The organism is Lachnoclostridium sp. MSJ-17, assembly GCF_018918205.1.
Classification (GTDB): Bacteria; Bacillota; Clostridia; order Oscillospirales; family Acutalibacteraceae; genus Ruminococcoides.
In genome coordinates this window covers 1-9,162 of record NZ_JAHLQB010000121.1, presented here as the reverse complement: position 1 = coordinate 9,162, position 9,162 = coordinate 1, and the positions used below count along the sequence as shown (strand labels likewise).

Genomic DNA, 9,162 nt, shown 5'->3' with positions numbered 1-9,162 from the left:
TCCGTTTGAGCTTTTGCAGCACATCACCGCGCGCATCACATCTGAGGTTGAAAACGTTAACCGCGTGCTCTACGACCTGACCCCGAAGCCCTCCGGAACAATCGAGTGGGAATAAGGCAAAACTGTGAGAGAGCCGCATAAACAGTGGCTTTTTGAGTGGTTAGCGTTAATAATGATAGCAAAATGATAGCACCCTCAAAAGCACCTTTATTCTAAGGTTTATTCCGGTTTGCAGGTACAATTATATAATAAAAGTTTAGGCATTACTGACTTGTTGCAGTCGGTAATGCCTTTTTTTTGCGTTTATTGATTTTTCAGTTTGTCCTCAAATGCTTCCAACATAGCGTTATTCAGGTCATCTGACGGCAGCTTTACATATTCGCTGTCAGTGTCATATTTAGGATAGTTATAGCGCCACTCGTCATACTCTTCCTTGGTTATCTCTCCGGTTTTTAGTTTGGCGCTTTGCTCTGCCCACGCCTTTACCGCCCGAAGAACAGAAGCGTTTGAAAAACTCAGCTTGGTTTCTCCGTCCTTTTCTTCGGCTTGTAAACCGTAGATATCCTCAAGTGCGAATAAGGTATGCATTAACCCAAGCTCTGAGTCAATGTCGGGAACATCCAACGCAAGAGGTGAAACCTCTAACGCTTTTGCAAGCTCCTTTGTAATATCTGCTTTCGGAGTTCTTGTGCCCGATTCATACTGAGCGATTCTAATGTCAGCGGTTTTTTCGGGAAATCCGATAAGCTGACCGAGATACTTTTGTGTGAAATTCTTTAAATTGCGAATGTGTTTGATTCTTTCGCCGATTGCCATTTCAAATCACCTCAAATAATATGATACACATAGTATAGCATATATGCTTAGTGTTTGTCAACAAAAATTAAACAAAAAAGTTTTATTTTTTCTAACTCAATCTGCTTGACTTAACCAGATATGTTTAGTATAATAGAAATAGACTAAGCAATATAGTTTAGTTATCTGTCGCATATCACAGTAAAGGTATGTCCGCCCGGGCGAATCGGTTGGCGGTCAGAAAGTATTCCGACACGAAATAAATTGAAATTTACTATGAAAGGGGGGTTGTCTATGTCAGGAACTATGTTTATGCGAGTGAGTGAAGTTGCGGAGGAATTGGGCGTATCCGAATCTTACGCATACAAACTCATTCAAAAGCTAAATAAAGAGCTAAAGGCGACCGGATGCCTTACACTTCCGGGAAGAATTGACCGTAAATTTTTTCACGATCATATTTATGCGACCAGAACAAATAGTGAAAAGGAGTGATGTATAAATGGGCGCATTTAAAGATAAGAAAAGCGGAAGCTGGTATGTTCAATTCCGCTATACAGATTGGCAGGGTAAACGCCAACAAAAGCTTAAGCGTGGGTTTGCAACAAAGCACGAAGCGCTGGAGTGGGAACGTGAGTTCCTATTGCAGAAGCAAACGGATGTAACAATGTCCTTTGGCAGTTTCTATGAGCTATATAAAAAGGATATAAAGCCTCGGCTCAAAGAAAACACTTGGCAGACAAAGGAAAACATTATCGAGGGTAAAATTATTCCTTATTTCAAAGATAGAAAGCTCTGTGACATATCCGCAACGGACGTGATTGAATGGCAAAACAAGATAAGGACACTCAAAAATAAGCACGGGAAGCTATATTCCAAGACGTATCTCCGTACCGTTCACAATCAGCTCAGCGCTATGTTCAATCACGCTGTGCGATACTACGGCTTGCGTACCAATCCTGCGTCAATTGCTGGGAATATGGGTGCAAAGGAGAGCAAGGAGATGAAGTTTTGGACACTTGATGAGTATAGGGATTTCTCGGAAGCGATGATGGACAAGACAGTTTCATACTATGCATTTGAGATGCTGTATTGGACGGGTATCAGATTGGGTGAGTTGTTAGCTCTCACACCGGCGGATTTTGATTTCATAGCTCAAACGGTCACCATCAACAAATCATTTCAGCATTTGGCAGGTAAGGACATTATTACGTCACCGAAAACCAAAAAGAGCAATCGCACGATAAATATGCCTGATTTCAAAAAGCTATCTTCATCACGAGATGGACAGAGGAGCGAAGCAAGCCGGGGTTAAGCGTATCAGAATACACGACCTCAGACATTCACACGTTTCTTTGTTGATTGAAATGGGCTTTTCAGCTTTAGCCATTGCCGATAGGTTGGGACACGAAAGCATAGATGTTACTTATCGTTATGCACATCTGTTTCCGTCCAAGCAAAAGGATATGGCAGATAGGCTTAATGATCTCGGAAAGGCAGGTTAAAATATGTCAGCAAAAAATTTAGACCGCCACAACCGCTGGCGCAGTAAGACAGTGGCGTTCAGAGTATCGCCGGAAGAATGGGAGCATTTTGAAAAAATCGTCGCTCTGTCAGGCTTAACCAAGCAAGATTACCTCATTGAGCGCACTTTGCAGCGTGATATTATCGTGCAGGGTAATCCAAGAGTGTATAAGGCTCTCAAAAATCAAATGCAAGATATTTACGGGGAGCTGCGGCGTATCAGCAATGGAGGAGCGGTTTCAAATGAAATACTCGATACGCTCAACCTGATTGCCGTTACCCTCGGCGGAATGAAGGAGGAATGTAAATGAGTTATGAAAATGAAATGACCGCTCATAGCACACCTGTTGGCGCAGGTGATGAGCAGTCATCAACAAAATATCTTGATACAAGTATAGCAGATGATTTGTCTGATTTCAATAGTTTGGACTTAAATTGTTTTGACGAAAATTATCTGCATACCGTTTCTATGACTGAGTTGTACGACACTGTATATGAAAACAGACCACCAATCGTTGACGGTCTGCTGTACAGCGGACTGTATCTGTTTGTCGGTTCACCGAAAATCGGCAAGAGCTTTTTGATGGCGCAGCTTGCTTATCATATCAGCACCGGAACGCCGATTTGGAATTACAAGGTAAACAAAGGTACGGTGCTTTACCTTGCCCTCGAAGATGATTACAGTCGCTTGCAAAAGCGGTTGTATCAGATGTTTGGTACTGACAGCGCCGACAATCTGTACTTATCCGTTTCGGCAAGTCAGTTGAATGACGGCTTGGACAAACAGTTGGAGAGTTTTATCACGAAGCACGCCGACACCAAGCTCATAATCATTGACACTTTGCAAAAGGTGCGTGAGGTAAGCTCTGATTACAGCTACTCGAATGATTATGAGATTATCAGCAGGCTGAAAAGGTTTGCCGACAATAACAAAATCTGTATGATACTCGTTCATCATACACGCAAGCAAAAGTCTGATGACAGCTTTGATATGATTTCGGGAACCAACGGCTTGCTCGGCGCTGCCGACGGGGCGTTTGTTCTGCAAAAAGAAAAGCGGACTGCAAACGCAGCTACGCTTGAAATATCCGGCAGAGACCAACAGGATCAGAAGCTATACCTTAACCGCAATCCCGATAATCTGATATGGGAGCTCGACAGGACGGAAACCGAATTATGGAAAGAGCCGCCGGAGCCGTTGCTCCAAGTTATCTCTCAAAAGTTTTCTGAGAGCAGTCCTGCTTGGCAAGGCTCACCGACAGAGCTGGTCAGTTGGCTTGGCGTAGATATGAAACCAAACGCTTTGTCGCTAAAGCTGAATATCAATGCCGCAAGGCTGTTCAATGAATATGGTATCCGCTATTCAAACAGACATACTCACAGCGGCAGGGTAATCACGCTTCACCTTGAGCAGCAAGCGGAGGTTTCATCGGCGTGACGATGTGCGACGACCGTGACGGTCTTTTAGAGATAGCGCTGTGTCAAAAACATCGTCACCACCGTCACGGATCGTCACGCACTAAAGTTTAGGCGGGGTGCAGGGAGCCCTTTTCAAAGGGCTGCCCTGCTCCTCGAAGAGCGCAAAACCTGCTCGCAGGTTGCATTTTTGATAGCTCTGCTGTCAAAAGTGCTTTTGCGTTACTCTTGGCAAGAGTAACAGAACCCGAGTAAGCAATTCAGTAAAAAGATAGATGAATAATATTAGAGATTTGAGGTAGATAAATGAAAAGAACGATTAGCGCAATGGTGGGTAAAGGCTCCGTCACGCACAACAGCCGCAACTTCACAGCGGAGAATGTGGACAGCGAACGCACCCGCCTCAATATAGATTACTGTAACGAGCCAATCAAGAAAGTGTATCACGAAATGTTTGATGAAGCTCTGAAACAGTACAACGATAAGCAGAAACGCAAGGACAGAAAAATTCCCGATTACTATAAGCATATCGAATCAGGAAAGCAGGAGAAGTTGTTCCACGAGATCATTTTCCAAATCGGCAACAAGGACGATATGTCAGCAACAGGAGAGCACGCCGAGCTTGCGAGGACAATCCTCGACGAATACTATCAGGGCTTCCAAGAGCGAAACCCATACCTAAGAGTGTTCTCTGCCCACCTTCATATGGACGAGGCAACGCCGCATATCCATATCGACTTTGTACCGTTCACAACCGGGAGCAAGCGAGGTTTGGAAACGAGGGTTTCTCTAAAACAGGCTATGCTAAATATGGGATTCAAAGGTCAGGGTAAGAGCGACAATGAGCTGAATCGCTGGATACTTTCCGAAAAGAAAGTCCTTGCTCAGATTATGGAGCGGCACGGTATCGAGTGGGAACAGAAGGGTACTCACGAGCAGCACCTGTCCGTCCTTGATTACAAAAAGCAAGAGCGAGCCAAAGAGGTTGCCGAGCTTGACAGGGAGATTGAGGAAAAACAATTAGAGGTCAAGGGACTGAAAGCGACGGCTGAGAAAATCAAGGAATCAACAGATTCACTCGATAGCATAGAACATCAGCTTGACAATAATCCCGTGCTTCAACTCCCGGAACCGCAGGGCTTGATGACGGCAAAGAGCTACAAGAAAAAGTTTGTAGATCCGTTAATTAAGCGGCTGAAAAATCTTGTCAGAACAGTCCTTGCCAGAAGCTATCAGGGCTGGGAGAATTATCACCGAATCAATAATCTGAACGGCAGATTATACAGCGAAAACAAACATCTGAAATCCGAAAACTCTCGGCTCAGAGAGATCAATGGTCTGCTCCGAGAGCAAAACAAAGCCTATCGCCTGTTGGAAAAGGTTTTCGGAAAGCACAAGCTCAATGAGATTATCGAGCAGGCGAGAGGATACAAAAAGTCAAAACAGCGTGACGCACGCTAATATATTATGAAAGGTTGATGAACAATGGAAAAGAGAATTTACGACAAAAAGACAGGTATTCACTACGAGCTGCAAGGCGATTATTATCTGCCGTGTTTGGAACTCCCAGAACAGCCAAAGGTTGAAATCGGCATTTGGGGCAAGCGGCATTTGCGGTACATCAAGCAGCACCACAAAATCCGTTATACCAATCTGCTGACAAGCTGCAAACTCACCGCTTATCTCGCCGACATTGATGAACAGGCAGAGGAACTGTTCTTTCGGTTAGTAAAACAACTCGCCGAAAAGGAAGGAGTAACCGAACAGCTCAAAGCAGAAAATCAAATGCTGTGGGTGAAGCGAATGAACTATATCCGTAACCGTGCGGAAGAGATTGTATATACAGAGTTGATTTACACCTGAAACTATCGGTGCTTAAAACGCCCGTAAAGGGCATTCTTCGCAAAAACGGGGGTTAAGGTATTTTTACCTTAGCTCCCACTTTTCTTGCTTTAAAAACCGCATAAATACGGGCTTTTTGAGAGTAACTTTGTCGACTATAATTAAGGTTTTATTATATTAAAACTTTCTGAATATAGTTGACTTATTTTATTTGAAATTATATAATTATATTGAGTTATTGTATATTTTTCCTATATTTTAAAAGAAAAGGATGGTGAAATTAGAATGTCACTTGAATTGAGATTCATACAAAAAGACTATGAAATTCCTAATGATATTATTACCTATCTCAATGCGTTACAAGTCGCAGATGAGATAAAAGATTCACTCTTTTATGCTTGTAGAGATAAGGTGTCTAAATCTGAAATTCGAGCTATTTCTACTGATGAAATGGTACCTGAAATGAAAAAACAGGCTTCACGTTTTATCAAGATGCTATGTGACAATAATATATTCAACCGAACAATAGATGAATACACTTTCTCTAACGAAGGATATAAAGAATTTGATGAACATAACAAAGCTGCTGTTTTAGCAATGTCAAATTTTTTACTTGAGGAAATGGAACACTTTCAACAAGGTATAGAGGACGCTGAAAGAGAAGCTGCGTCAAATATAACAGGTACGGGTGTTCAGGTCTGGTCAAGTAGTTTTTTAACTTTAGCAGCTGCTTCTGCATTGGAATACTCAGCACTTAAGAAACAAGCAAATGCCGCAGATCAACAATATAGAGAAAAGGTCAGGTGGATTAGCAAAAAAGGCTCTGACAAGAGAGAACAACAAGAAATTGATTATCTAAATAATATATATTATCCAAATATATCAAATGCTCTTACGCTGTTTGCATATTGTATGTTGGATAACTATTTAGCTGACTTACATAATAATGGTCTTTTTGATAACGAAACTCTTAATTATGTAAATATCAAACATTCGCAGGATTTATTACAAAACTTAGATATCACAAATAACAAAGCGGCTGTATTATCAAGCGCTTTTCAAGCTTGTCCATTTAATATTAATGTTTATCTAAGCGCCATAGAATTCGATTTGTTTGGAGAAGATGAAGTTAATACACTCCGTACAATTCATCAAGATAGTGAATTGAAACGTGAATTAAGTCGTAGATTCATAGAAATAAAACAAACAAATCACATTAAGGATACTCTCGAAAATTACGATCAGCTAATTAATGCTCTCTGTTTATGCTCTGGAAAAACGCCAGAATTCTATTATCAGCAATATACTAAAGATTTATATAGAAAAGTTATACACGAGTATTCAGAGCTGAGAGAATATTGTGAAAGTGATAGTGCGTGCTCCCGATTTGTAAACTCTTTGGGTGATAAAATTCTCGCAATGAATGACGATGACTTTTTAAAATTGCTCAGAAAAAAGGTTAATAGTATTATTACCGATGAACAGTTTGTAGATCTTATTGAATACTGCGGATATAAGGATTTAATAAAAGAAATATCGCCTAAAGGTGAGACTTTTTCGACAAGAAAAGATATTAACAAGTATTATATAGATACTGTATACGAAAAAGTAATACCTATTGCTGAAAAAGATAAAGATAGAATTACGAAAGAGAAACACTATGAAGCTGTTATCAAAAGTGAGGATGAAAAGCAGAGAAAAAAATCGAACATAATCAAGGTAAGTATACTGTTGGTGCTTCTCGCATTACCAATTATTCTGTATGTTGTAATTGTATCTATAATTACACAGAATTCAAAACAACAAGTTACAGCATATATTCAAGATATGATAGTTGCGAATATACAAGAAGAATCTAAGAATCCATCATCAGATTTTAATGAAGCTCAGTTTGAAAATAGATATGAGATTACTGATATAAAATTTTATAAAGACTATAATTCAGTTTGCATAGTCCCGGAAGTTACTTTTTATAGTAAAGCAACTAATCTTTGGAGCGTGACTGCTTCTCTTGCTACATATGATTTAATTGATGATGCGACTAAAGAAGGAGCTTTAGATGTTCCTTTCCTTATTTCCAAAAAAGATTACAATTTAATAATACCAAATTGCAAAGTGATTTGCGCTGATGGAGAGACGATTTATTGTAAGAAGTTCGATAAATTTAATGAAAAGTTTTCTTATAGCTTAGTAAATCCGTATATCTCCATTTGGTTTATTGTTATTTACATCATATATGCAATTATACTTCTTATTATCCATAGGAAGAATAAAAGTGTCGTTGTTGGTGCAAAGAGAAAGAATAAAACTAATTGAATTAATATGGAGAGATACCTATGTCTATAGAATTAGAGTTATCGATACCACCACATTTTTTTGATTCAGCAAGAGAAGAAAACAATTATGAGTCTGTATCCGAAAAAATAGCAAAAGTATTTTTGAAAGAAGTGTGTGGAGTCGATGATATACATAGAGGTGATGATAAAAAATCTGAACCGGATTATGTTTCAAATAATAGTGGATATGAAGTTACATTTGCGATAAAACAATCTTTGATTCCACAGTTAAAAGGTGTTCAGCCACTAAATCATTCAAATAGAAATACTGAAATGGAAACTATTAGCGATATACAAACGGCACTGGAACGAAAAAAAGAAAAAACATACTGTTTGCCTACTACGTTAGTTATTATTACAGTAGAAACCATAATTCCGTGGTATTGTAATTTTTATTTTGATATGGATGATTATATAATGCAGATGATGTGGAGTAAGCGTATTCAAACAAGAGATAAGTTTTTTAATAAAATATATACGGATTATATTTGTTCTGGTATCTTTCATAATATAATAATTATTAACCCCACAATTAAGCAAGAATTTGCAGTGTTTAATATCAAAGGTTTCCATCAACAATCTAATCAGGGCATCACTCGGGTGGCAACTACAAAGCCTCTGGCATATCCGACATATACAATAACAAATGTCATAGAAGATGATAATATGTTTCAGATGAAAACCACTATTATAAGTCATTCAATTACATAATAATTTATCACTTTAAAGTCTTGATTTTAAAGATCGTTTCTGTTATAATAATCTTGTTTCGTGGCAACAAAATGGCAACAGAATTTTTGATAGCCTGTATTTTATTTACAATACAAATAATAGAAATACTCCGTGCTAAAATTCTTAAACAAATACTGTTAAGATTATTTTGCAGGGAGCGAGTGGGAATAATCTGCAATTCAATATGTATTATCTGTAATAGCAGGCAGTGTTAAAGCTGTCTGCTATTATTCTTATTATCCACAACCGAACAGCTCAAAGCGGACAATCAAATGCTGTGGGTGAAGCGTATGAACAATATCCGCAACCGTACAACGGAAATCGTTAATGCAGAGTTGATTTATGTATAATAAAGTCGAGCGAAGGTGAATTATTCATCTTCGCTCGATTATTTTTTTATTTGAATATGGCGGACAAATCTGAACACCTCGGCCGTTTTGAATGAACAGTAGCGACGGAGTAAACTGAACAGTGCCGTCGCTGGAAACTGTACATCCTCGACGCAGAAGTTGAACAGCTT

10 protein-coding genes and 1 pseudogene are annotated in these 9,162 nt (G+C 39.3%); 10 read left to right on the top strand and 1 reads right to left on the bottom strand.

The window, feature by feature from the left end:
• The coding region (locus tag KQI64_RS10705) for a GMP synthase (glutamine-hydrolyzing) (protein WP_442912078.1) at positions 1-115 on the top strand (115 nt) is incomplete at its 5' end.
• 188 nt (positions 116-303) lie between these two features.
• Here KQI64_RS10705 and KQI64_RS09945 read toward each other — a convergent pair.
• Positions 304-816: a helix-turn-helix domain-containing protein gene (locus tag KQI64_RS09945; protein WP_216524603.1), complete on the bottom strand. Its 513-nt coding sequence runs from the start codon at positions 814-816 to the stop codon at positions 304-306.
• Between the two features lie 273 nt (positions 817-1,089).
• Here KQI64_RS09945 and KQI64_RS09940 point away from each other — a divergent pair, with 273 nt between their 5' ends.
• The 9 genes and pseudogenes from KQI64_RS09940 to KQI64_RS09900 all read left to right on the top strand — a co-directional run bounded on the left by KQI64_RS09940 (position 1,090) and on the right by KQI64_RS09900 (position 8,992).
• Positions 1,090-1,287, top strand: coding sequence for a helix-turn-helix transcriptional regulator (locus KQI64_RS09940; RefSeq protein WP_138157601.1), 198 nt, complete (start codon positions 1,090-1,092; stop codon positions 1,285-1,287).
• A gap of 7 nt (positions 1,288-1,294) precedes the next feature.
• Positions 1,295-2,297 (top strand): annotated as a pseudogene (locus KQI64_RS09935) (site-specific integrase).
• Positions 2,298-2,300: 3 nt separating this feature from the next.
• A complete protein-coding gene (locus tag KQI64_RS09930; protein ID WP_216524602.1) occupies positions 2,301-2,627 on the top strand; it encodes a plasmid mobilization protein in 327 nt (108 codons plus the stop codon).
• Positions 2,624-3,754 carry a helicase RepA family protein gene (locus KQI64_RS09925; RefSeq protein ID WP_216524601.1) on the top strand — a complete coding sequence of 377 codons (1,131 nt, stop codon included), beginning with the start codon at positions 2,624-2,626 and terminating at the stop codon, positions 3,752-3,754. The genes KQI64_RS09930 and KQI64_RS09925 overlap by 4 nt, the downstream gene beginning before the upstream one ends.
• A 305-nt stretch (positions 3,755-4,059) precedes the next feature.
• Positions 4,060-5,193, top strand: a complete 1,134-nt coding sequence (locus KQI64_RS09920; RefSeq protein ID WP_216524605.1) for a plasmid recombination protein — start codon at positions 4,060-4,062, stop codon at positions 5,191-5,193.
• A 24-nt stretch (positions 5,194-5,217) separates the two neighbouring features.
• Positions 5,218-5,595 (top strand): TnpV protein, encoded by a 378-nt coding sequence (locus tag KQI64_RS09915; RefSeq protein WP_216524600.1) that lies wholly within the window; start codon positions 5,218-5,220, stop codon positions 5,593-5,595.
• Positions 5,596-5,859: 264 nt separating this feature from the next.
• Complete coding sequence (locus KQI64_RS09910; RefSeq protein ID WP_216524599.1) at positions 5,860-7,890, top strand: hypothetical protein; 2,031 nt, start codon at positions 5,860-5,862, stop codon at positions 7,888-7,890.
• A gap of 20 nt (positions 7,891-7,910) precedes the next feature.
• Positions 7,911-8,621, top strand: coding sequence for a hypothetical protein (locus KQI64_RS09905; RefSeq protein WP_216524598.1), 711 nt, complete (start codon positions 7,911-7,913; stop codon positions 8,619-8,621).
• A gap of 242 nt (positions 8,622-8,863) precedes the next feature.
• Positions 8,864-8,992: a TnpV protein gene (locus KQI64_RS09900; protein WP_442912077.1), complete on the top strand. Its 129-nt coding sequence runs from the start codon at positions 8,864-8,866 to the stop codon at positions 8,990-8,992.
• The last annotated feature ends 170 nt before the right edge of the window (positions 8,993-9,162 follow it).